At 45.6% G+C, this 24,969-nt stretch carries 12 protein-coding genes and 1 pseudogene; 10 read left to right on the top strand and 3 right to left on the bottom strand.

All coding sequences use genetic code 11. The annotated features are described in order from the left end of the window. Nucleotides 1-67: 67 nt before the first annotated feature. The gene (locus tag THEBA_RS14530) at nucleotides 68-1,321 is read right to left on the bottom strand and encodes an Ig-like domain-containing protein (protein WP_014731651.1); all 1,254 of its coding nucleotides are present in this window, start codon (nucleotides 1,319-1,321) and stop codon (nucleotides 68-70) included. Between the two features lie 1,336 nt (nucleotides 1,322-2,657). Between THEBA_RS14530 and THEBA_RS14995 the strand changes: the two are divergent. From THEBA_RS14995 to THEBA_RS11285, 4 genes and pseudogenes are all read left to right on the top strand, one after another. Further along, nucleotides 2,658-3,717: pseudogene (locus THEBA_RS14995) on the top strand (transporter substrate-binding domain-containing protein); the annotation flags it as partial. Nucleotides 3,718-3,807: 90 nt separating this feature from the next. After that, nucleotides 3,808-5,496 carry a response regulator gene (locus tag THEBA_RS15000; protein WP_407656341.1) on the top strand — a complete coding sequence of 563 codons (1,689 nt, stop codon included), beginning with the start codon at nucleotides 3,808-3,810 and terminating at the stop codon, nucleotides 5,494-5,496. A 37-nt stretch (nucleotides 5,497-5,533) separates the two neighbouring features. Continuing rightward, nucleotides 5,534-8,023: an EAL domain-containing protein gene (locus tag THEBA_RS11280; RefSeq protein WP_014731654.1), complete on the top strand. Its 2,490-nt coding sequence runs from the start codon at nucleotides 5,534-5,536 to the stop codon at nucleotides 8,021-8,023. Nucleotides 8,024-8,071: 48 nt separating this feature from the next. After that, complete coding sequence (locus THEBA_RS11285; protein ID WP_014731655.1) at nucleotides 8,072-10,786, top strand: diguanylate cyclase; 2,715 nt, start codon at nucleotides 8,072-8,074, stop codon at nucleotides 10,784-10,786. Between the two features lie 637 nt (nucleotides 10,787-11,423). Here the strand turns inward: THEBA_RS11285 and THEBA_RS11290 are convergent. After that, nucleotides 11,424-13,775 (bottom strand): PAS domain S-box protein, encoded by a 2,352-nt coding sequence (locus THEBA_RS11290; protein ID WP_014731656.1) that lies wholly within the window; start codon nucleotides 13,773-13,775, stop codon nucleotides 11,424-11,426. A gap of 472 nt (nucleotides 13,776-14,247) precedes the next feature. On the opposite strand from THEBA_RS11290, the gene gntH reads away from it, so the two are divergent. From gntH to THEBA_RS11315, 4 genes are all read left to right on the top strand, one after another. Further along, nucleotides 14,248-15,480, top strand: a complete 1,233-nt coding sequence (gene gntH, locus THEBA_RS11295; protein ID WP_014731657.1) for a guanitoxin biosynthesis MBL fold metallo-hydrolase GntH — start codon at nucleotides 14,248-14,250, stop codon at nucleotides 15,478-15,480. Between the two features lie 466 nt (nucleotides 15,481-15,946). Further along, nucleotides 15,947-16,609 carry a TetR/AcrR family transcriptional regulator gene (locus tag THEBA_RS11300; protein WP_014731658.1) on the top strand — a complete coding sequence of 221 codons (663 nt, stop codon included), beginning with the start codon at nucleotides 15,947-15,949 and terminating at the stop codon, nucleotides 16,607-16,609. Next, nucleotides 16,606-17,721, top strand: coding sequence for a radical SAM protein (locus THEBA_RS11305; protein ID WP_014731659.1), 1,116 nt, complete (start codon nucleotides 16,606-16,608; stop codon nucleotides 17,719-17,721). Before THEBA_RS11300 ends, THEBA_RS11305 begins: the two co-directional genes overlap by 4 nt. An 843-nt stretch (nucleotides 17,722-18,564) precedes the next feature. After that, on the top strand, nucleotides 18,565-20,250 hold the full coding sequence (locus THEBA_RS11315; RefSeq protein ID WP_014731660.1) for a serine hydrolase domain-containing protein: 1,686 nt from the start codon (nucleotides 18,565-18,567) through the stop codon (nucleotides 20,248-20,250). 358 nt (nucleotides 20,251-20,608) lie between these two features. On the opposite strand, the gene THEBA_RS14130 is transcribed toward THEBA_RS11315, so the two are convergent. Next, nucleotides 20,609-20,833 carry a hypothetical protein gene (locus tag THEBA_RS14130; protein WP_014731662.1) on the bottom strand — a complete coding sequence of 75 codons (225 nt, stop codon included), beginning with the start codon at nucleotides 20,831-20,833 and terminating at the stop codon, nucleotides 20,609-20,611. A 1,028-nt stretch (nucleotides 20,834-21,861) separates the two neighbouring features. On the opposite strand from THEBA_RS14130, the gene THEBA_RS11330 reads away from it, so the two are divergent. Further along, nucleotides 21,862-22,950: a serine hydrolase domain-containing protein gene (locus THEBA_RS11330; RefSeq protein ID WP_014731663.1), complete on the top strand. Its 1,089-nt coding sequence runs from the start codon at nucleotides 21,862-21,864 to the stop codon at nucleotides 22,948-22,950. A 534-nt stretch (nucleotides 22,951-23,484) separates the two neighbouring features. Beyond that, nucleotides 23,485-24,888 carry a DUF1254 domain-containing protein gene (locus tag THEBA_RS11335; RefSeq protein WP_014731664.1) on the top strand — a complete coding sequence of 468 codons (1,404 nt, stop codon included), beginning with the start codon at nucleotides 23,485-23,487 and terminating at the stop codon, nucleotides 24,886-24,888. Nucleotides 24,889-24,969 lie beyond the last annotated feature (81 nt).

Below are 24,969 nucleotides of genomic sequence, written 5' to 3' on the forward strand. Positions count from 1 at the left end.
TCCGATCATGAATCGAATTAGCGCTCATCATCTGTTGTTACAATGATGTTAAAAATGGAGTCTGTCCCTAGGGCAAAGGCAGTCCTGTTGAGAGTTCAAAGTCAGATGACATAGCATCTACATCTGATGTAGTGTAACCGGAATCGTAAATCCCGATATAGACATTGTCGAAATCGACATAATCACACAATCTCGAAGAAAAGACAAGGAATTCGAACTGGGTGAAATCCAACGTAACCGTATAAGTCTCAGCTCCCTTATATGCTCCATTTACATGAACCGAGAATCCTCTGTAAGGGAAATTGAAGTCGAACTCCATCAATACGGTGTACCAGGTGTTTGGAGATATAAGCATCATCATCTGGTAGTCCCCACTGAAAGTATATAAACCAAATCCTTCTCCATAGTCTCCACAGAAGATATAAGGAGCCCAGTGCGTCCGGTCTCCAACACCGAAGTTACCGTTTGCTGCAACACTAAAATCAAACGAGATCATACCTCTTCTGGCAGGACTAAGCCCTGTCCTGAGAACCCTTGCGTAACCATCAAGCGTCGGATCAGAGAGAGTAAGACCTCGACTCCCAGCGAAGCCAAAGAGGGTAATGGCTCCCTTCGACAAATCTGAACTATCGTAGTTTGCCCATGGCAAGGTTGACGGCCCAAGAACTCCAAGAGGTCTGGACTCGAAGTTGTCATCGACGATTCCATAAGGTTCCGTTGTGAACTTCCACACCGGACCTTCAACCACACGGCTCCCCTCCTTAGCCACTATTTTCCAGTAGTAGTTTGTGAAGCTTGCCAGGCCGACCTTCACAAGACTAGTATTAGTCAGGTTAGTTGAATTAATCGGTGGATTGGGGCTCGTTCCGAAATACAAGTCATAAGTCACGGGATCGCCATCCGGATCCCCTCCTGTCCAGGTGAGAGTTACGTTCTTAAAGCTCTGGCCATCTGCGTTGTGGGCCGGCGAAGGATTTGATGGAACATTAGGCGGAGATTTCACATTGATCTTGAAACTGGTCTTCGATTCACCCTTACCATCTGAAGCGGCTACCTCGACTGTTTTTAGCCCAGAAGGCGCAGTAACTGTCCACGAGTAAAGACTACCCACGACCGATCCTGGACCGTTTACCAGCCTAAAATTCAGAGAATCGCCGTCAGGGTCTGTGCAGTATACTGAAAGATTCACGTTTACAATATCGCCTATGTTTGTTGAAAGATCTGCTATTGTGGACCAGACCGGAAGTTTGTTAAAAAGTGGACAGCCCGTGAGTAGAAGTACTAAAGGAACAATGAGCAGAATAATGTGTCTTTTCCTCATTCAAATTCCCCCTTTGGAAGATCAATGTTTGAGGGCATACGAGAAGAGACATCTACAAATCTGTGAAGTAACGGCTTTAAACAACAAATAACCAAACTCGCTCCAACACCTCTCTTTTTTCGATAGTCCAATATTTTCAGAGAGTGCAAGAGACAAGTAAACTATGATCGAATAATATAGCGATCAAAGTACGCAATTCCTTTCCCGTAACCTGCGAGCCTTTAGGAGCAATCATTGAATGTCCTATAATAGCTTAGCACCGCAGGGTTTTAATTGTGCATACTTGTGGAGAGCGTTCCACGTCTCTCTTGCCAATTGTAGTGGCTTATGTTCAATCTAGAGCGAATTCTATTTACCTAGACTTCCAGTTTTCACTATCCAACAATCGCTTAATCCATGAAGGCCTTTCACGTCTCCATCATTTGATCGCGTTCTTCAGGCAATACGTAGCTGACGTCCATCGTAATCTCTATAGAAAAACAATCGTCATTGATCATAGTTGAAATATGGGCAAAGCATGCGATCAATCATGTCAATCACGCTCTTTGCATTCGGTCGTTTTGTAAAGTGTTGAGGAACAGCGCAGAGATCAAAGGATAGACTCGAAGTTTCTTGAAGAGAGTTCGAAGAATACTTTTTAAATAAGGAGTTCCGCACGGTCGAAGAGAGCAAGTGACATCGGTAGCACTTCTTTGTCCAAAAGGGATAAGCATTTGTTTTGGGTTACGAAGAATATTAATAACAAGAATAAATACATTTTCGGAATTGAAGAGTATTATTGATTTGTTAAGGACGTCATAAAGGATCACGCTCCAAACTGCTTTTCCGTGGGTTACATAAAGAGGCCGCCAGGATTGAGTATAGCGATTTATTTGTACGAAATTGAGAGTCGATAAAAAAACGATTATTCGCTAGAAGAGTCTATGCTTCTGAATGGGCAGTTTGGCATGAAATTGTATTGAATGGAGCACATAGATTGTGAAGAAGAATTTTTCGCCGAAGCTTGAAGAGGGAAAAGGAATGTATTACTTCAAGCTAAGTGGGGGATCTTTTTGATAAGATGATCAGGGCGAAATTCCGCGATGCTCTGTGTTCTTTCCAGGCTTTTGGAGTGAAGAGTCGTGGAACTGGGAAAGGTGTCGTGAAATTCTCCAGCTGAATGGGGTGAGATTTACCTGAAAGGACAGACGAAAGCTAGTTGTATTTCGATTTTATGCGTGACCGACAAGAATAGCCTTTGCATTGGTCTAGGCTGTAAGTCGGTTCGTTTTGTGCGTGGAGGAGCGTCTCTATGAAAAAGCTTCTAGTCCTGTTATTCGTAGCCGTAAGCACAATAATGTTTTTGTCAAGTCCCTGTTTTGCGGTGGATGGAAAGATAACTTTGACTGAAGATGAGATCATTTTCGTGAATGAGCATCCTGTCATAAGGCTCGGAGTAGATCCCGCCTTTGTGCCGTTTGAGTTCATTGACAAAGACGGAAGATACAAGGGTATTACCGCGGACCTTTTGTCGCTTGTCAGCGATAGAACAGGTCTCAGATTTGAGATTACTCCGGGGTTGAGCTGGCCAGAAGCATATGATCTGGCTCTGTCGGGCGAGGTCGACGCTTTGCCTGCAATATCGAGAACCGACGAGAGAGAGACACTTCCTTTTCTCCGAACCTTATTATTACTTCAAGAGGGTAATCGTAACCAGAGACACCGACAAGGGTATCTCCGGAATCGAAGACCTGGAAGGATTAACAGTGGCTGTGCAAAGAAACAGTTCTCATCACAGTTACTTAATATACTATCCGAGGATAAACCTGAGTCTGTACGACTCAGTTGAGGCCGCAATCACGGCAGTGGCAAACGGAACGGAGAGGGCTTTCGTCGGAAACCTCGCTACTACGAATCATCTAATACGCGAAAACGGGCTGACAAACTTGCGATTCACTGCATTCGAAGCGGAGAAGCAGCTGGCCCTGCATTTTGCAGTTCGCAAAGACTGGCCCCACTTAATAAGTATTATCAACAAGGCGTTGGATTCGATCACACAGGAAGAGAGAATTGCCATCAACAGCAAATGGATCGATTTGGAGTCAGAGGTTGACTATGGCCGTATAATCCGGATTATTTCTATCTTTGGCGCCTTCGTTGGCGTTGCAATGGCTGTTTCGATCTACTGGATTTTTCGTCTGAAAAAGGAAGTCAGAAAAAGGGAGCTCATTCAGATAGATCTGGAGAGGGCAAAACGAGAAGCAGAAGATGCAAATGAATTCAAGTCCAGCTTCATGGCGCGGATGTCTCACGAAATTCGGACGCCGCTCAATGCAATTACGGGAATGGCATACCTTCTGAAGAAGACAGAGATTTCTTTGACTCAGAGTATGTATGTGGATCGGATTACTCAGGCCTCGAACAACATGTTGAGTATAATTAACGATATTCTTGACTTCTCTAAAATCGAAGCCGGCAAGGTCGAGCTGGAGATCACTTCTTTCAGCATGGATCAGATCATCCAGGATGTCGTGAATATCGTGTCTTACAAGATCGAAGAACAGGGAATCGGTTTCAGGCTTTCGAAGGATCCCCTTATTCCCAACTGGTTTTTCGGTGACCAGAAGCGAATAGAACAGATTCTCCTCAATATCCTTAACAATGCAGCGAAATTCACAAGTGCCGGTGAAGTCTCGCTTGACGTCAGGCTAGTTGCTAAGGAAAATGAGAAGTATCATCTGTCATTCTCCGTCAGAGATACCGGTATCGGGATGACCGAAGAGCAGATAAAGAACTTGTTTATGCCTTTCATACAAGGAGACAGCACCATCAACCGTCGATTTGGGGGTTCGGGACTGGGACTGTCGATCGTCAAGAATCTTGTGGAAATGATGGGAGGAAAAATCGAGGTTTTTAGCACCCCGGGAGAAGGTTCCACGTTTATCATTCATCTGTCACTGGACGTTGATAAAGAGAGGGAGGAACTATATGCGAAAACCTTCTCGGCGACTCACTTCAAGAATATCAGGACTCTCGTACTTGAGAAGACGGGGGCAAGTATGAACTTGATCGAGAGCTATCTCGGCGCCTTTGGAATGCATTGTGAACTCACGACCTCGCAGGAAAGTGCAGTGAGCATGTTGGAAGCTGCCGATGGGAAGTTTGCCAAATCCTTCGACCTGTTCATTCTGGATTACGATACACCGTCTGAAGGGGGCTTCGAATTTGCAGTTTCGATTCGAAATAACAAAAGGATACCGAAGACTCCAAAGCTTATCATGCTCCTGCCAATGATGAGAGAGGACTTGTTCGATAAACTTAACGACTATGGAATCGATATGGGAATCGGCAAGCCGATCATTCCTTCAATCCTGTTGAATGGAATTCTCGACATTTTCAAGCTGAAGGCCGTGTCTGCCACCCATCCTTCAGTAAAAGAGAGAGTGAGCCAGGCAAAGCTGGAACGACCACATCAGGTTCTCCTGGTGGAAGATAACAAGACCAATCAATTGATTGCCAAGTCTATTCTCCAGCAAGTGGGAATTGAATCGATTCTGGCCGGCGACGGTAAGACTGCCATTGAACTTTACTCGCAGCATAAGGAAAAGATCGACTTGATCTTGATGGATCTGCACATGCCTATATTGAATGGTTACGAGGCGGCGAAGGAGATCAGGAAGATGTCAACCAGTGTCCCGATTGTGGCGATGACCGCGGATGTTATTCTCGGTGTCAAAGAGAAATGCGAAGAAAGTGGGATTCATCATTACATAAGCAAGCCCTTTGACCCCGACCATTTCATTCAAACCATCAAAGAAATAATACTGGAAAATGAGGAAGAGAGAATACAAGAGTCGACCGTTCTCGATCATTCGGCCGGACTGAAGAACATTGGTGGCGATATAGAAGTCTATCGGCAGATATTGAAGGCATACTTGGAAGAGAACCGGGAAACCGTAGAAAAGCTTTCACTTGCAATAAATGAAAAGAGATATTCCGATGCCGCGCAGATCGTCCACAAGGTTAAGGGAAGCTCAGGCAGTATTGGAGCAAAGGAATTGCACACAGTGTCGATGGAATTGCAGAAGGCTTTAAATGAAGAAAAGGAAGACAAAATACAGCCGCTGAAAGATAGATTTTCTGGCTTGCTGAGAAGACTGATCGAGGAAATCGATCGGTTTCATGCCCAGAAATGAAAAGGCATGAGTCTCCCAAACTTAAGGAGGAAGAATGATGTCTGCAAAGATTTTGGTTGTGGACGATTCGGCATCAGATCGTTTCATAATCGAGAGAATGTTGCGCGAATACGATATCCTTACGGCATGTGACGGAATAGAGGCCATGCAACAAATCGATGAACATGGCGATATTGACATTGTGATACTGGATCTGAATATGCCTAAGATGGATGGGTTCGAGGTTCTAAAAGCTTTGAAGTCAAATGATCGATACAAGGGACTCCGCACGATAATTTTGACGAACTACGATGAGCTGGATAATGAGATAGAAGGTCTGAGACTTGGTGCAGTGGACTACATAAGAAAGCCCGTAAATATGGATTCCTTGAAAGCCAGAATTGAAATTCACGTTGAACTGCTTCGAATCCAGCAAATGCTCGAGCAGAAGCTGTATGAACAGGGCCTGACTTTCGATACGATTTTCCAGCAGGCGCCCATTGGGATAGCTATTTCACACGGCTCTGAACCGTCTAGTGGCAGGGAGAGTACCGTTGCGAGGTTCAATCCTATGTTCGAGAAAATAACAGGAAGAACTAAGGATGAATTGATGGAGCTTGGCTGGGTGAAGATCACATATCCCGATGATCTCGATAAGGACTTGATTAACTTCAAGAAGTTGCAGCGTGGTGAGCTCAGTAGTTATTCAATGGAGAAGCGATATGTTAGGCCCGACGGCTCTATCGTTTGGGTTCAAATGACCGTGGCTCCGCTCATAATTTCGAATGATGACAGGTACAACCATATATGTCTGGCTCAGGAAATCACGAGACGAAAAGAGATGGAGGCCGACCTACTCGAGAGCGAGCGCAGCAAGTCCGTTCTTCTCTCCCATCTTCCCGGTCTTGCTTACAGGTGCAAATACGATCGGCAGTGGACTATGGAGTTTGTTTCTGCCGGCTGCTCCACACTTACCGGCTATTCGCCTGAAAGCCTAATAAACAACAAAGAGCTTGCCTTTTGCGATTTGGTTGCTCCGGAATACCGTGAATCCCTCTGGATAGAATGGGAGAAGACTCTCGCTAAGAAAGTTCCTCTAAATTATGAATATCAGACCATTACGGCAGAGGGTGAGAGAAAATGGGTTCTGGAGATGGGAGAAGGAGTTTTTGGCGAGGGAGGAGAGGTTGAGGCTCTTGAAGGGATAATCATTGACATAACATATCGGAAGAGAATCGAAGACAGGCTTAAGTATAATAGCGAGCACGACAGGTGGACGGGTCTGCATAACTTGAATTATCTTGAGACTCTTCTAGAGAGGGATGGAAAACATCGAAGGCTTGAGAACAGGGCATTTGTCAGTATAAATCTGAACACTGTTCAGTCACTTACCGCAACCTATGGATTTCATTACACTCAGGAGTTGATGAGGGAAGTAGCAGATATGCTCGGCCAGTATTGTACAGACCGACGCATGCTGTTCTATACATATGAAAATCTATTTGTTTTCTACTTGAAAGACTACAAAGACAGAGAAGAACTGACTGAATTCTGCAGAGACATTGCGAATATGCTCGAGTCACTACTCGTTGCTGAGAGAATTGGCGGTGGGATAGGCGTTGTTCAAATTGATAAAGACAGTGACCGCGATGTAGATCAGCTAATGAAGAGACTTCTGATTGCCTCAGAAAAAGCTCTGAACATATACGACAGAGATGTTGGAATTTGTTTCTATGACGCAGAAATCGAAATGGAAATGATTCGCGAAGAAGAGATAAAGCGTGAGCTCGCTAAAATTGGCGCGGATGAAAACTACGGCGAACTGTTTTTACAGTATCAGCCGATCCTGGATCTAGAATCAAATCGGATCTGTGGTTTTGAAGCTCTGTCCAGATTGAAGATTGAAAAGTTTGGTCTTGTGCCGGCTTTGGAATTCATCCCCATAGCTGAAAAGACAAAGTTGATCGTCCCGATCGGTCGCAGAGCCATTATCAGGGCCCTGCGTTTTCTAAGAAGGTTGAAGGACAATGGATTCGGCGGAGTACTTGTCTCGATCAATGTCTCTGCAATTCAGCTGCTGAGGAGCGATTTTTCCGAGAATCTCTTCAAGATGATAGATCGGACACAGGTCAATCCGGAGAATATCGGGCTAGAGATTACGGAGTCGGTATTTGCCTCGAACTACGAGGAAATAAACCGAATCATCGGAGGCCTTAAGGATTCGGGAATTCAGATTGCTATCGATGATTTTGGGACAGGGTACTCCTCTCTTGCGAGAGAAAGGGAGCTGAATGTGAACTGCCTGAAGATCGACAAGTCCTTCATTGACAAACTGATGTGTTTAGACGCGAAGGACACGATCACTAGTGATATCATTTCAATGGCCCATAAACTTGGCCACTGTGTTATAGCAGAAGGGGTGGAGCATGAAAAGCAGAGGCAGTATTTGCATAGTTGGGGATGTGACAGAATACAGGGATATCTGATCGGCAAACCTCTGGATGAGGAGGCGGCAATCGGGGTTTTGAAAGCCAGTCAGCTTCTGTAAACTTTGTCTTTGCGCTGAAGACTATCGCTAAGAGGGAAGGTAAGGATTATGAAGGGGAGTAGAAGAGTTATTTCGATCAAATGGGTCATCACGATTATGTTCATGTTGGCCATTACAATATCTGTTGGCGGAATCGGAAGTATGATTTTCGCGAGATGGTTATCTTCAGCCGAACGCACATCTGAAAGCATTGTAGAGACAATTAGCGAAAGCGTGTTCAATCACATAGTCGACTTCATGCATGAGCCTACTCACATTAACGAAGCAAACCACAGTATTATCGAGAACAATATACTCGATCTGTCCAACGAGGAAATTAGAGAAAAATACTTCGTCGGTGTTTTGAGCTCGCATGAAGCGGAGATATACAGTTTCAGTTTCGGTACAGCCAGTGGCGAGTACTACGGGGCGCGCAGAAATGAAGATGGAGTAATAGAGATAATGAGAAACGACGCCTCTACAGGAGGCTACTCATGGTACTACTCCGTGAATGAGGACTTGACGGCCGGCGAACGAGTAGTTGTAGCGGGGAAATTCGATCCCCGAACACGCGCATGGTATAAAACTGCGGAAGCCGAAGCGGGCCCAGTCTTTTCGCCAATCTACAAACACTTTGTGATGGATGACTTGACCATTTCTGCCGCTTGGCCTGTCTATGATAGAGAGGGTAATCTGCGGGGCGTCCTGGGAACACACATGCTGCTTTCGGGTGTCGGAGGTTTTCTCAAGGACATTGTGAGAGGCTATAATGGTTACGCTATCATTTTTGAAAGGGACACAGGCTTACTGATCGCCAACTCTATGGAGCTCGACAACTTCTCCATCCTTTCCGATGGTACGTTCAAACGACATGAAATTGGTGAAATCGAGAACTCATACATTAAGAAGGCATATAATGATTACTCTCTAACTCAAGATCCACATTTCACATACAGGGGTGAGAGCGGAAAGCTCTTTGTAGGTATTAGAGAAATCCACATGCCGGGTGTTGACTGGATCTTGATGTCGGCAATTCCTGAAGCACTCTATATGACCAGTGTTGTGGAAAGTATTCACATGACTGTATTGCTGGTTGCTCTCGCACTGATAATATCAGTAATTGTATTCAATATTGCCGCTGGCAAGCTGATGAAGCCTGTAGACAATCTTCTTGAGGTCTCCGCTGCATTATCCTCGGGGGATCTGTCAAAGAGAGTCGACGTGGTTAGGAACGATGAAATCGGAACGATATCGACGGGATTGAATAAAGTTGCCGATAAAATGCAGTTTCTCATCAATAACCTGGAAGATAGCGTCAGAGATAGAACGGAGAAACTGCACAAGACGAATGCGGAACTTGAAGAGAACAAGAATCAACTCCAACTGCTGTTAGATTCTACGGCAGAAGGGATTTACGGAATAGACATGAATGGGAACTGCACTTTCTGCAATACTAGTGCGGCTAGAATTCTTGGATACGAAAGCATTGAGGAATTGCTGGGAAAGAACATGCACCTGAAGCTTCACCATAGCCGACGCGATGGAACGGTGTTTCCTGCTGATGACTGCAAGATTCTCAGATCGATCAAACAAGGAAGAGGCTTTGAAGCGGATGACGAGGTCTTCTGGAGATCTGACGGGACCTCTTTCGATGTAGAGTACCATTCTTATCCCCAGATAAGAAACGGGAAGGTAGTCGGCGGGGTTATAACCTTCATGGATATTACAGAACGAAAAAAGAGAGAGGAAGAGATCAGGTACTTGAGCTGCCATGACTCACTTACCGGTCTTCACAACAGGAGTTGTTTCGAGAACAACCGCAAGGAGATCGATATACCGGAAAATCTTCCGATGTCGGTAATCTTCGCGGATATCAACGGCCTGAAGATGACGAATGATGTATTTGGTCACGCAGCCGGGGATGAGCTGCTGAAGAAATCTGCAGAGGTGCTGAATCAGTCTTGCAGGGAGAGTGACGTGATTGTCAGAGCCGGAGGCGATGAGTTTATTATTCTTCTTCCGAAAACGGACAAGGAAGAGGCAGAGAAGATACTCTCGCGAATCAAGATTGGGTTTTCAAATACGCGTGTCGCAGCGATGAAGTGCAGTGTCTCACTTGGTCTCGATACGAAAACAAGTATCGATCAACCGCTGGAAGTGGTAATGGCAAACGCGGAAAACTCTATGTACAGGGATAAGACCATGAACCGTAAATCTTCAAACAGGGAAATAATAAACTCAATCATTGATACTTTGCACTCAAAGCATCCGAGAGAGAAGCAGCATTCAGTTGCTGTTAGCGAACTGTGCAGCCAAATTGGATCTGCCCTAAACCTCTCGCTACCTGAAATCAGCGTGCTGGAGAGAGCGGGCTACCTGCATGACATCGGGAAAATTGTACTCGATGAAAGCATCCTGTCCAAGGTTTCTTCGAAAGCCTTGACGGAGGAAGAGAGGGAAAAGGTAAGGCAGCATTCCGTTGTTGGATACCGCATCTTGAATCTCTTTGACGATACGCTGGATCTCGCCGAATACGCCTACAGTCACCACGAAAGATGGGACGGAAAAGGCTATCCGAGAGGGCTTGCAGGAGAACAGATCCCGCTGATATCTAGAATCATATCGGTAGCAGAAGCCTATGAACGTGTTCTCAATAGAGGAGACGGTTCAATCGAAGAAAGAAGAGAAACGGCCATTAGAGCAGTCAGAGAGGGAGCCGGAAAGCAATTCGACCCGAAGATTGCCGGACTGTTCATCGAAATGATTGAGGAAAAAACCACATGAACGGGGTATAGAATGGAATTGTATTCCGTGAAGACTTTCTTTTCAGGGATTGTCTCTGTTCGGGGCTCTAGCTTCTAGAAGAACTTATATAACAAGAATCTGCGAATAGTCTAGGGCTTCTGATTGCATGACTCGAACCACCTGAAAGGTCAGATGAAGGTATAGAGAGGCGGTCCGGTTTACAGGCAACGAACTTATGCAGGAAGATCTCGTCGAGAGAGAGGAATCCCGAAAGCGAGGATTGGAGATGTCGAAAATCTCGCAATAAGCTTGAGGAGCTGCTAAACGAGAGTTTGTGTGTGAAAACTCCGGGGACCTCCATTTACTACAGCTCCTTATGTTGCCGGTAGATGTCAGAGAGCGATTGCAGGTCTTCAGAGAAAATTGAGTTTTGAGGTGTGTAGAAGAATGAACATTATGGGAAATAGACGAGTTGCTCTGGCGAAATAAGGCGGCAACTGGGTAAGCCCGGCACCGGTTCGCTGCAGGAATCTGTTTTTTGAGTATGGTTATGTTTGTCAATGTGGATGCAGGAAGTTTTCTGAGTGAAAATCTTGAAAGAAATACGGTCAATCAATTCGAGTCGAAAGTGAATCCTGATTCGATAAGTAATACACAGGTTTTTACCACATTGGGGTCAAAAAAGAGTTCCTGCGTTGCTTTTCAGTTCTAAGAGAGCTTTTTCGATTCCAAGGGCGGGACGTTGAGGTCTATGAGAAACCATGGATTCAAAGACGTCTGCGACTGCGAGTATTCTTGCCTCCAAAATTATCTCATCACCTTTCAGACCGCGGGGATACCCCGAACCATCGAGTCTCTCATGATGTTGATAAATCTGATCTATGATAGGCCGGAAGAAATCCGCCTTCTCAAGTATCTCCTTTCCTTTGACAACATGTTGCTCTATAAGTCGCCGTTCTATGTCATTTAGAAGCCCGGTCTTCGACAGAATTTCGCTTGGAACTGCAATCATACCGACATCCAGCATTAGTCCCGCCAGAGTTACAAACCCCAGCCTCTCTTCGCCAAGACCAAGTTTTCTGGCGATCTCAGAAGCCAGCCTAGAAACATTCTTCTGATGGCCGACGGAAAATGGACTTCTAGACTCCGTGATCACCGAAAGAACCTCTACTGTTGATCTCAACGTATTCTTAAGGGTCTCTTCAGTTCTTTTTTGCTCCGTGATGTCAGAAGATACATTGACAAAGATTCTTGATTTTCCATCTTCGACTGGAACCACGAGATCAGTCATCTCCGCGATGAAGATCTCTCCATTTCTCTTCTTTTGAGAAAAGACTCCTTTCCAGATCCCTTTCTCAAGAAGCGAGCTGAAGATTTCGTTTACTTTTTTTTCATTTCCTTCTGGCATCAGGACCTCGCTTGCTTTTTTGCCAATTACTTCCTCCGACTTCCAGCCATATAATTCCTCTGCAGCCTTGTTCCAGAAGGTAATTTCTCTGTTTGAATCGGTAGCTACAATTGCCTTTCCGACCTCATTAAGAATATGAGACTGCATCTCGAGCTCCGTCTGATATCTCCACCTCTGCGTGACGTCTTGATAGAGGCTTACAATCTCACCGGAGGGTAGCTTGAAAACGCTAACTTCTTTCCATCCGCTCCCTGTCTTGTCAGAGTAATGGGTTGCAGGAATGTGGGCCGGCTCTCCTGAGGAATATACCTTTCTAAATACTTCGACTAAACCAAAGCGTTCTGAACCGTGAAATGCTTCCACTATATCTCTTCCGATAAGCTTCTCTCTTCGCACTCCTTCAAGCCTTTCAGCTGCCTTGTTTACATCTCTAAGGATGAACTTTTCGGCATGACCTTCTACGGAGCAGATCATTACTCCCATTCCCATATTATCGAACAGCAATCTGAATCTTGACTCGTTGTCAGCAAGTCTTTTCAGAAAGCCCCTTTCTTCAGTAACGTCTTTGAAGGAATGGACGATACCGATTACTTCTCCATCATCATCCTGAACGAACTCCGCTGAATCGGCCAGCAGCCGCATAGTTCCGGCAGGTGAGACGATCGCAGCATTAGGATGAAAGGATATTGACCCTTCTGCAGTAATCATCTTCTTTGTGTCGAGAAGTATTCGCCGACCAGTTTCAGAGTCATAAAGCTTGAGAACCTTGTTTATCTGCTCGCCAACCGCTTCAGATTCTTCTTTACCTATCATCTTTGCTGCAACGTTATTTATGAAGACTATTCTTCCTTCCATATCTGTCGAGACAACTCCGTCTCCTATGCTTTCAAGAACTTCAAAAAAGGTCCTTGAAGTTTTGATTCTCTCCACGATCTCTCCTGCTCTCTCGGCAACCGTTGAGAAAAGCGATTTCTCGTTTTCGTTGAACAATTCACTCGGATCCATTTCAGAACTCTCGTCGTAGTATTCTGTAATGAAACCGAAGTCCGCCTTCTCTGATTGAATAGGATATGTCGAAGAGAGTGAAGTCTCACGGAAATTGGGCGATAAGTATTCCTTCCCATCGCAGATGATCTTAACGGATGCGAGATCGGGATAGCTCATTGCATTGGGGAGCTCATTCGCAAGAAAAATCATTAGCGAAGAAACTGAGCGATCTTTCTCCCACATAAACTTTGATATCTTGTTGATCAGATGGAGCTCTCTCTTCAGTTGAAGTGATTGCAGCTTGACTTTCGCAATTTCACACTCAGCGATTGACAAGACAACCCTTTCAACACCTCCATCATTTGTGTGAACCGGTGTCACACTTATCTGCTGTGACTCACTGCATGTGGTGCTGAAAAGAGCTCCTTCAGTGAACACCCTGTCAATGATTTCTGTCTTCAAGCAATCGGTGAGCTTGTTTTCAAGAGAAAAGAAGGATTCGCCACGAACTGCTCCAAAGAGACTCTTGGCCTCTTCGTTCATCCATTCTATCAAGCCATTTCTACCGATCTCAAGAAGAATAACGTTTGAAGGCTCTTTAGTGGAAGCTGAATCAAAAGAATCCACGGACATTAGAATCACTCCATTGAAGACCGATCTCAACACAAGACTAGTGACAGAATTATACAATTCTGGGAGCCGTATTTCCTAGTGAGATTGACTATGACGAATGAGTTTCAAATAACAGTGAAATGCTATTTTGAAATTGAAGACGAGACTTTCTTTCCATTACAGAGCTCGAATGTGGCTCTTTCTTTTCTTTGGTCTGTCTTGAACCTAACATGAGTTTTATTAACCATTCAAAACAGGAGTCGCTAGAGGAGAGGGTAAAAGATTATTATACTCTCCATAGTCATGAATGGTGATCGATACTGTGCAGGCAACAAATTGAGTAGTTGAGCATACGACTGTTATATATTTTACTAGGTCTGATTGCACAGCTAAAAATGCATCCCAAACTGTAGTAGCTACGGCTTCGAAAAAACGATCTGATTCTGGAATCCAGGACAAAAGGTAGCTGAACTTTTAAAAGGATGGTGAAGCGATGTTGGGACCGATTGGAAAAAGTCTTTCAAGATCCTTGATCTTGTGTGTTTTAGTGATTTCCTCCTTCGTATTTGGATACGCAACCTACAGTGGTTTTCCAGGTGAGATTGTCAGCACGTTCGAGCCATTCCTTCCCGGTGAGCAACTGGCCGCCGATCAGATGAGAATCACGTTCATGGGAACTTCGGTCGTACCTAGACTGGCCCAGCAATGCAACAGTATCTTTGTTGAGCTGGGGAATGGGGATAGTTTCGTGTTCGATTTCGGATCGGGCGTCTCCTCGAACTATGTGGCTGTTGGCATTCCTCCGTCCAGAATGGACAAGGTCTTTCTCACTCACCTGCATGGAGATCATGTTGGTGATCTGATTACGCTCTACTGCTTCGGCCCCTCTCAAGATAGAAAGACTCCGCTCTATCTCTACGGACCCTCAGGAGACAGTCCCGAAGAGGGAACACTCGCGTTTGCGCAAAACCTTATGGAGCTCATGAAATGGCATGTCGAGGCATTCAGCTTCTTGAGTACCGGACTCAAAGACGGTAGAGACGGGTACGATATCATAGCGAAGGAACTGCCGTATATGACGGTTGGTGGAGTGGCGTACGAAGAGAACGGCGTAAGAATCACTCATTTTCCAGCCGTACATGACAGAAATGGAAGCATCAGTTACAAACTAGAATGGAACGGCCTTTCGATGGTCTTCTCGGGCGACACGATACCCAATTACTACATGATTCAACAGGCGAAGGGAGTCGATGTCCTGATCCATGAGATGGTCGTGCCCCCAGAAGTCTGGGCGAGCAAGAATTCCGGTCTGAAACCGGGCGATCCCGGCTGGGAAAGAGCCGTGGCATTCGCGCTATCCGTTCAAAGGAACTCACACACTTCGCAGAAGGCCTTCGGCTATATACTCAGCCAGACGAATCCCAGGCTGGGAATCGCCACTCATTTCCAGGCCAATGAAGATACTGTGGGACCTGCGATTGAAGACATCCGGCTCTTGTACGAAGGAGCCGTCGCGATCGCTACGGATCTGCTCGTTATAAATGTCTCAAAGAGCGAGATCCTTGTGCGCAAGGCACTGGTTTCCGAATATGCCTGGTACCCTCAGCCGTATATTTATCCGCTCGATCAAATGGCTCCACCTAAATATGATGGACCGTACGCCCAGTTCAACGACACGCTCCTGGGGATTATAATTCCCGAGGAAACATACGGAGGCGAAAAGTAATAGAAAACAGTGCAAAGATAAATCTTGAGTTCATTTAATAAGATATGATCTCTGACGAGCTTTAACTCTTCCGTTTGTCAATGGGCCGATCATAGGATCGGCCTTTTTATATGAAAACGAATAAATAGAGAGAACAAGGTCTTAATGAAGATCCAGTCGCGAAAGCTCACTTTCCCTGAAGAGATGGACATGCATCGAAATTCGCGACTTTAGAGAGAAACTCTGAAAAAAGTGCAACCCCCACCCCAAGCAAGTAATTTTCTTCAGTATTCGACTTCTTCCACATGCAAAGCGGGAGTCTTAATATTCTGAACTGAATGAGAAAAAGAATCTCGTAATAGCCGTAAAAAAAGTTGCGCTTCCCACTTGACGACTATAGTTTTATATAGTAAATTATAATCATAATTTCGAACACGAGTCGGATTTAGGAACGAGACTCGAAATGATTGAGATGAGGAGACTGACTGTGGAGAATTCTGATAGAAAGACCATGCGCCACGAAAGAAGAAGACAATTCTTCATAAAGGCCGCGCAGGAACTGATGAAAGAAGGGGACGAGTCTAAGCTGACTGCAAAGTCGATAGCCGAGCGAGCTGGTTATTCCGCTTCCAGCCTTTATGATTACTTCGAGAGTCTGGACAAATTACTGGTGATGAGTGTGGATGAATTCATGGCCGAGATCGGAGACATGACGGAAGTAGAGATAGAGAAGTGTGACAGAGTAACAGACTGTGTCGAGGCTGCCTACTTGATTTTCGCGGAGTACTTTCTCGACAATCCTCTTCTCTTCAGAACTATCTTCCTGGCTCCGGGGAGTTCGAGAGCGAAGTTCTTCAGCAATCCCGAACTGATGCCTAAATTCTGCGAAATGGGTATGAAGAGGTTGGAATCATTGCGACAATTTGATGAGTCCTTGGGTTTGAAAAAGGGTAGCTCATTGATTATAGAACAGATACTAACACCTGAAATGTTCGGGATACTGTTCATGTACTTTCAGGGATTATACGAGGTTTCGAAGGAAGAAGCTATTCAAATGCTGAAAAGAAACATCGATCACGTTCTAGAACCTTTTAGAGAACTTGAAGAAAAGACTATTTCGAGCAAGGAAAGATTGGGAGGTAAGAAATGAGCAATTGGAACATTCTCTTCAACGATTCGCTAAGAAATTTCTTTGGAACAGCTATCAAAATTGCCGTCAAGAACCCTGCACAGATCGCCTTCATGGCCAAGACAGCAAAGAATCAGCGTGAGGCTGCCGCTGTAAGAGATCGTTTTGAAGCCGAAGGGCTGCACGTTCCTCCGGTCATGATAGCCAGCATTACCAGCAAGTGCAACCTCAATTGTGTGGGATGTTATTCGAACGCCAAGAAACTCAGAACTGACAGAGAGATCACTGCCTCACACTTCAGGAGCATCCTTGAGCAGTCTGTAGAGCTTGGAATATCCATTGTTCTCATGGCAGGAGGCGAACCCTTCATGAGGAAAGATATTCTCCAAACTGCCGCAGAGTTTCCGCAGATTCTCTTTCCTGTTTTCACAAACGGCACTATGATCGACGATAACACGGTCGAATGGCTCAAAGAACACAGAAATATCGTCCCGATTGTCAGCATAGAGGGAAATGAAGGAGACACAGACACTAGAAGAGGGGCCGGCATATACAGGAATGCTCTTGAAGTCATTGCCAGCCTTAAAGAGAGCGGGTCTTTCTTTGGAGTCTCTATTACGGCGACTTCTCAAAATCACATTAAGATAACGGAGAGAAGATTCGTAAATAACGTTGTGAAACTTGGAGCGAAACTAGTATTCTACATAGAATTTGTTCCGCTCACTCCGGGCACTATGAATCTAGTGCTTAATCAAGAACAGAAGCTTGAACTCGCAGACAGGATAGACGCTCTGAGGAAGAATAGCGCAAGTCTATTCGTTTCTCTGCCTGGCAGGGAAGCGACTTATGGGGGATGTCTCGCTGCAGGGAGAGGGTTCATACACCTCAGTCCCGAAGGATTTGTGGAGCCCTGTCCATTTGCTCCGTTCTCGGTTCACAACTTGAAGGAGACGAGCTTGAGAGAAGCGCTGGAATCGGAGTTCCTGAAGGTGCTCAAGGAAAATCACATGAAATGGAAGTCGAAGGATGGCGGATGCGGACTCTGGTCCAACAGAGAATGGGTGGAGAGTGTTCGACAATCGACGACAGTAGAGAAGGAAGCGATCCAGGAAACAGTATCGCTCACTTCCTGAGGAAAGCGTGAATGTCTCGAATGAAAGTGAGCTTCTTAGAAAAACGATTTGTCCTTAGAACAGGTCGAAAAGGCTCAGCGAAGTTTACAGAGTGAAGGAAACGTCTTTAGAAGAATTCGGCCGAATTTTCACTTCGAGAATCTCGGTACTTTTCAGAAGCACGATTAGAACTAACCAACTTTAGTGTGATACTAGGCCATCCTCAAAGTACTTAGGAACATGAACTGACTGGATTATACTCAGACGAGAACCTGTACTGTGAAACATACAAAGTGCAGCAAATGCTCAATCTGCGAAAGGGTATCGGATTTTGGAGATCTTGCTCATCGCCTTCAGGAAAAGTCAAACTCCCCCGGTTTGGAACCCGAAACGATTCAAGGTTCCGGTGACATGCGAATCGAAGGAAAGATTCTGTGGGCACAATGTTTCCCCAGGAATTGAATTTGGAATGCAGAATAGGGGCGGGGCTTCCTCTAAGCTCATCAGGCCTTATCTGCTTCATGAAAACCGTATTGAAATAACCTGTCCAATCATGCATCTTTGAGGAGCTTTCCGCACCGATCGTCACGGCTTCAATATTCGCCTTCGAAATTAGAGAAGATCCTCTCCAATCGAAGCAAATAGCCCACCGCCACGACCGACACTTAAACTGGAGAAGTGCTTCAAGCTGCCATCTCTGCAAAAGATCTACGACGTGAAAGAAACATATCTCTATAGTAAAGAACTCCCTTGAATTCCGCATCCCGACCAAATGGATTGGGAATTCAGTTACTTGAAGTATAATATCTCAAATGATAGAAGGCTCAAGTTAGAGCGCAACTCTCGAGATTGGAGGGATAACTTATGACTGGAAAAAATATCAGTTGTTTGTTCGAAGACCTTGGAAGCACTGGAGTTGCCGTGGGTGTCTTCAAAGAAGGAGAAGTAATCCTAAAAGAGACTTTTGGGCTAGCAAATGAAGAACAGAAAATCCCCGTTAAGACTTGCAGTATCTTTCACATTGGTTCTGTGAGCAAGCAGTTCACGGCAATGTGCATCGCTCTGCTTGAAGAGAAGTCGCTCGATGTGTCTAGAAGAATAACCGACTTCTTCCCTGATCTTGGAAGTCATGCAGCAGAGATAAGAATCCTCGATCTGATACACATGACAAACGGCCTCCCGGATCTATACAAGGTTTCGCAGTACATCTTAGGCTTAAGAGAGAGTGACTATCTGACTTCGACAGAAGCGTATAACCTTCTAAGAAACCTTCGATGGCTTGAGTTCGAGCCTGGCAAAAGGTGGGCATACGGCAATTCAGGTTACATTCTTCTCGGTAGGCTGGTCGAAAAAGTGACAGGATCGACATTGAATGAATTCGCAGCAAGAGAGATCTTCTCCCCATTAGGAATGACGAACACTTTTTTCAGAGAAGACAATACTAGACTTATAAAGAATGTAGTTGATGGCTACTGCGAATACGAATATCTGCATTCCAAGTCTTTCAGATTGCCTTCATGCGAACCGGGGAGGCTCTCAAAAGCTCTCGATCTAATGGAGTGCACAGGAGCAGGTCAATTATGGAGCACAATTGATGATCTTCTCATTTGGGAAAGGGCCTTCCACAAGAAGATGATTGGCGAAGATCCGGAGAAGTTGTCGGAGAAGATCATTTCTCCGGCGAAACTGAACAACGGCAATCGGTGCGACTACGGTTACGGTCTATTCTTGACCAAGAGAAAGGGTAAGACGGTTGTCATGCACGAGGGAGGAAGCCTAGGATTTAACGCTGCCATTTACAGGATACCTTCCGAATCCCTTTCTGTTGTTGTTCTGGCGAATCGTAACGACTTCCTTCACAGGATGCTGGTGAAACTCGGCATCGAGATCTACGAAGCAATTGCCGACTGGGTTCTTGGAGAAGATTCGGCGTGTCTTGACAGCAAAGACGAAGGCACAAAACCTGAAGAACTTTCTGAAGATTGGCTTGAAGAGATGAAGGAAGGCGACAAGTGGTTTGCCGATAGAAAGAGCGCTCAAATCTGCAGGCTTTTCGTTGAGGAGGGCTTCCTCAAGCTAGATATGAACGGTGAAAGGGTACATGTATTATTGCCCCTGAGAGGACTCCGATTCGAAGAGATGGATCGTGAGTTTGAAGGGGAAATCTTCCGGGAGAATGGAGAGAAAGGGCTTCTATTAACAAATCACAGCGGTGCAGTTTGGTTCAGACCATTCGAGAAGAGACTTTCAAAATGTGATCTCCAAGAGTACTGTGGAAGATACTATTGTCGTGATATTGACACAGGTTACGATCTCTATGCAACCGAAAGAGGCCTGCTATTTTCCAACACGAATGCGCACCACGATGCTATGAATTTCGAATACCGGCCCGCCGTCAAGGATCTTTTCTTCACCTATGCACCACCTTATCTGAGCTGCTATTTTGGCGTTGAGTTCCTAAGGGACAGGGATCAAGACGTTGAGGCTTTTGTGTTCAGGGACTACGACAATGATGGGAGGGAGTTCTTGAAATTCGCAAAGATTCATTGATTGAAAATCACTTACAGCTGCAAATCATGAATCATCTGCCCTTTGAAGAATGTCGAGAATCTGCAGTTAGAACTTGCAGACAGGATAAACGCCTGAGGTAAAACAGCGTAAGCAGATTTGTCTCTTCACCTGTAAGGAAACGACTTATCCGGTTTTCAAAGGCCAATACGCTCGCCAGTACATGGTCCTCCCTCCTTGTCATTACCCACATTATTTTTTCTGAAGCTCAATCATCTTGTTCCTTAGTTCCATAATCGGCCTGAAATCTCGCGTCTCTTCAGTCTCCCCTCTCTTTTTCTCTAGGGTTCTTAAAAGAACCTGGACGCGTAGCGTCAGAACTAGAGCCGCTTTTCTCTCTTCACTTTGGCTTCTTGCGTTTTGTTGCCTCCTGCGAAGCAGCATCACTTCCTCGCGCAGCGAGCCTCACTTCCCCGGATGCTACTCCGGGCATCACTTCCTGGGATGTTCTTCCCAGCATCACTTCTGCTCTTTCCAGACCCCAGACCCGGCTCTTCCTGGCTCTTGATCTAAATCCCCGCTCGAGCGGTTTGTCATTACCCACATTATTTTTTCTGAAGCTCAATCATCTTATTCCTTAGTTCCATAATCGGCCTGAAATCTCGCGTCTCTTCAGTCTCCCCTCTCTCTTTTTCTCTAGCGTTCTTAAAAGAACCTGGACGCGTAGCGTCAGAACTAGATCCGCTTTTCTCTCTTCACTCTTGGCTTCTTACGTCTTTTTTGCCTCCTGCGAAGCAGCATCACTTCCTCGCGCAGCGAGCCTCACTTCCCCGGATGCTACTCCGGGCATCACTTCCTGGGATGTTCTTCCCAGCATCACTTCTGCTCTTTCCAGATCCCAGACCCGGCTCTTCCTGGCTCTTGATCTTAAATCCCCGCTTGAGCGGGGGGGACCGCTTGCGGTGGGGTGTGTGCTCTTTGAACAACGTTTATAATAGATTGGCCTGTTCGCAATTGAACGATATATTCACTACTTCACGTTATTAATCTGTAATCCATATGTATGCTCCTGCCAGAGACCAAAAACTAACATCGAGCAATCACTCACATCGGTCTATTTCAGAGCATCGGTTTTTTTCGCATACTAAGACCTACACCCTCCGCCACTACGTGGCCCTCCTCCCTCGAGGGAGGACTTAAGATCAGGATCATCAGGAGCAAAATGCAAGTTCGTGCATAAACCAGCATATTAGTGGAATTTGACTCCCTACTCATGGGTAATGATGAGCTCGCTCAAGGGAGGATTCAAGATCAGGATCATCAGGATCGAAACGCAAATTCGCACGAGAACCAGCATATTAGCGGCATTCAACTCCCTTCAGACGAAAAGAACGTTGCGATCATTGTCATTACATCGGCCAGGTTCGGAAATCTCCTTTGTCGATTGAAGGGACGCTTTAAGAGGCTAGTGAATGGAGAAATGAGTTTCTGGAAAAGATTGCAGAGATTTAATACAGATTTGACTGTGTGCAAGACGATGCACGAGGTGTTTCAGTGTAGCTGCTTGATGGCCGGACCGGAGTATAATCATTCACATAAATAAGTTAAACAAGCCTTTTAGTTTTCTACTGATTCGCCTTGGAGGTGAGGGATGTGAAAGGTATCAGTCTTTTACTGCTTTTATTCTTAGGCAGTTTTCTTCTGGGAACGACGATCGATGATGCACTTCTCGAGAGCATTGAAGCACTGGTTGCAGAGACTGCCGAGAGTAAATCCATCCCGGGGCTTTCGCTTTCAGTAAGAGTCGGAGACGTTATCACTGTTTTCGACTACGGTTACGCCAATCTTGAGCACCAAATTCCTGTTACGAAGGATTCGATTTTCGAGATAGGTTCGATTAGTAAGACAATAACGGCAGTAGGTATCCTCCAGTTGAGGGAGCGGGGTCTCATAGATCTCGATGATACAATTGAGCCTTTCTTCCGCGACTTCCCGAGAGCAGGTGAGATAACTGTGAGAGATCTACTGCAGCACAGCTCCGGAATTCATGAGCTGACGGACATTGAGGAATTCAGTAACAATATGCGCCGTGACTGGAGCCCTCAAGAGTTGATAGAGATTACCAGTGAGTTTGAACTGGATTTCGCACCGGGAACCTCTGCTCAATACAGCAACATCAACTTCATCCTCCTGGGTCTGATTATCGAAGAGCTTACCGGCATCCCGTATGACGAATACATAGCAGATAACATACTCGGGCCTCTCGGAATGGGCAACAGCATGCTCGGGAGCAGGAAGACTCTGGTGTATGGCAGGGCAAGTGGCTATCGGCTTTCTGAAGGCGTACTGGAAAATGCAGAGTATGAAAGTCTTGTCTCGCCCTTCGCCAGTGGAGCGATGATATCGACATCTGAGGATCTTGTAAAACTCACCAGAGTCTTTACCCCGGACCTCTTGCTTTCAAAACAGAGTATAGATGAAATGATATCTCAGACGGTACTCAGAAATGGTGAGTTGTGGCCCAATGATAAGAGCATGACCTACGGACTCGGGCTTGATATGCTCTACTTTTTTGACAGATTCGTACCCGGAAAGACGGGCGGAATATCCGGCTTCAACTCATACTTTCTCTATCTTCCCGATAGAGATCTTGCAGTGGCCGTGACTGCCAATCTAGATGACAGCCTCAGGGAGATTGTTTTGCTGGCAATGGAGGTAGCCGATCTCTTGAGGAGCAATTGAAAGGCCATGATAATCGCACAGTCTGGCTCTTGACGTGTGGAGCTAGTCGATTTCGATCTTGCAAGTAGGATGTTTTGCTGTCTTCATTACGCAAGGAGTTTGTTTGACGCGAGCTCCTCGACAAGTTGAATCTCGAGATCTCGCTTTTCAGCAGATAGCTGACAGGTTTGTTCTGAACGTTTTGGAAAACGAAGAGATTAGAAGAAGCGCATTTGCTGAAATTCTAAGCCGATGATTCTTGGAATGATTCAGACTACACTACTTTGGTGAAGACCGAGAGTAATAGGAGGGTATATTTTAGTCGTGAGGAGTAGATTTATTGGCCAGAGCTGAGCCCACAACACAGTTAGGAGCCTGACAGAGAAAACATAATTTTGAGCCGACTAAAATCTCGAAGTTTTGATCTGCTCAGTGGTGGCAAAACCGATTTTGGCAATCTCTTTACTTTTCGGGAAAGCATAGATTGAGGAGCAAGATGGACTTAATGGCGTCTGCCGATTATGTGTTTTCTCACAACTAAGAGGAGGTTTTCTTATGGCTTCAAAGAAACTACTAATACTGTGTGTGCTGTTTATAACGTTTCTTTCGACCGTGTACTCCAGTCAGCATGATCTCACTACGGACCCTTATGAAGCAAGTTTGGTGGCCAAAGATGCATACATCTTCGCTTATCCGATGCTCGAGAATTACAGAACGATGTATGGCGAGGCAGTTGATTCGGGAGTCTTCAACACGTTCAATCATGTCAAGACGATATTTGGACCTCAAAGCAGAACAGTTGTCCGTCCTAACAACGATACGATCTATTCTACTGCCTGGCTCGACTTGAGGGCCGAGCCAATTGTAATAAGTCTTCCGGCAGTTTCCGACAGATATTTCTCCTTGCAGCTGGTAGACATGTACACTCACAACTTTGCTTATGCAGGCTCGCGAACCACTGGTACCGGAGCCGTGACAGTTATGGTTGCCGGCCCCTACTGGGACGGTGAAATCCCCTCAGGTATAGATAATGCCTTCTACAGTGAAGGCAATTATGTCTATTGTGTTGTGAGGGCGGCAGTTAATAGCGAGCGGCCGGGAGATCTCCAGACGATTCTCCAAATGCAGCAGAAGTATTCATTGCAGCCTCTCAGCACTTACTGCGGAGAACCTGAACCGTCGCCACTTGAAGCAGAGGACTTCCCACTCTTCGATCAGACAGTTGCCGATTCCGTTGGTTTCATCGGATACTTCAATTTCCTTCTGGGCCAGTTGAAGATCCACCCATCTGAAGAGGCTCTTATCGAGAGATACTCAGAGATAGGAGTCGGACCCGATTTCGTCTTCAATCCAGCGGATCTCACAGAGCCTGTAAATGAAGCGATCGAATCTGCAATAGCTCAAGCTCGCCAGGAAATATACCATCCCGGTACAGCGATTGGAAGCATCACAAACGGCTGGTCTCTGCCGGGAAGAATCTTCGGAAACAGAGAAAGGATGCAGGGCAATTATTTCATTAGGGCCACTGCTGCGCACATGGGATTGTATGGAAATGATCTCGAAGAGGCTTATTATCCGAGTAGTTTCTTCGATAGCGATGGAGAGCCGCTAGATGCTTCCAAGTACAACTACATGATAACCTTCAGCCAAGATCAGTTGCCCCCAGTTGATGAAAGGGGTTTCTGGTCAATCACAATGTATGATGCAGACCAGTTCATGGTTGAAAATCCTCTTGACAGATACTCTATAGGTGACAGATCCGAACTGGTCTACGGAGACGATGGATCTTTGGTCATCTATCTCCAGCATAAATCCCCCGGAGAATCGAAGGAGTCGAACTGGCTTCCGGCTCCGGACGGTAAATTCACAACGACTTTGAGAATATACATCCCGTTGCCTGAAGGGCTCGATCCACTCTACTGTCCACCCGCAGTAAGGAAGGCTGGAGCGGTCGAGTAGAGTTAACCGGGAGCAAAGGAGACCAGACGAGAGCTTCTCGATATAGCCCTCAATTTCGTTATCCCATAGAGCCTGCCCCTA

The organism is Mesotoga prima MesG1.Ag.4.2, assembly GCF_000147715.2.
GTDB lineage: Bacteria > Thermotogota > Thermotogae > Petrotogales > Kosmotogaceae > Mesotoga > Mesotoga prima.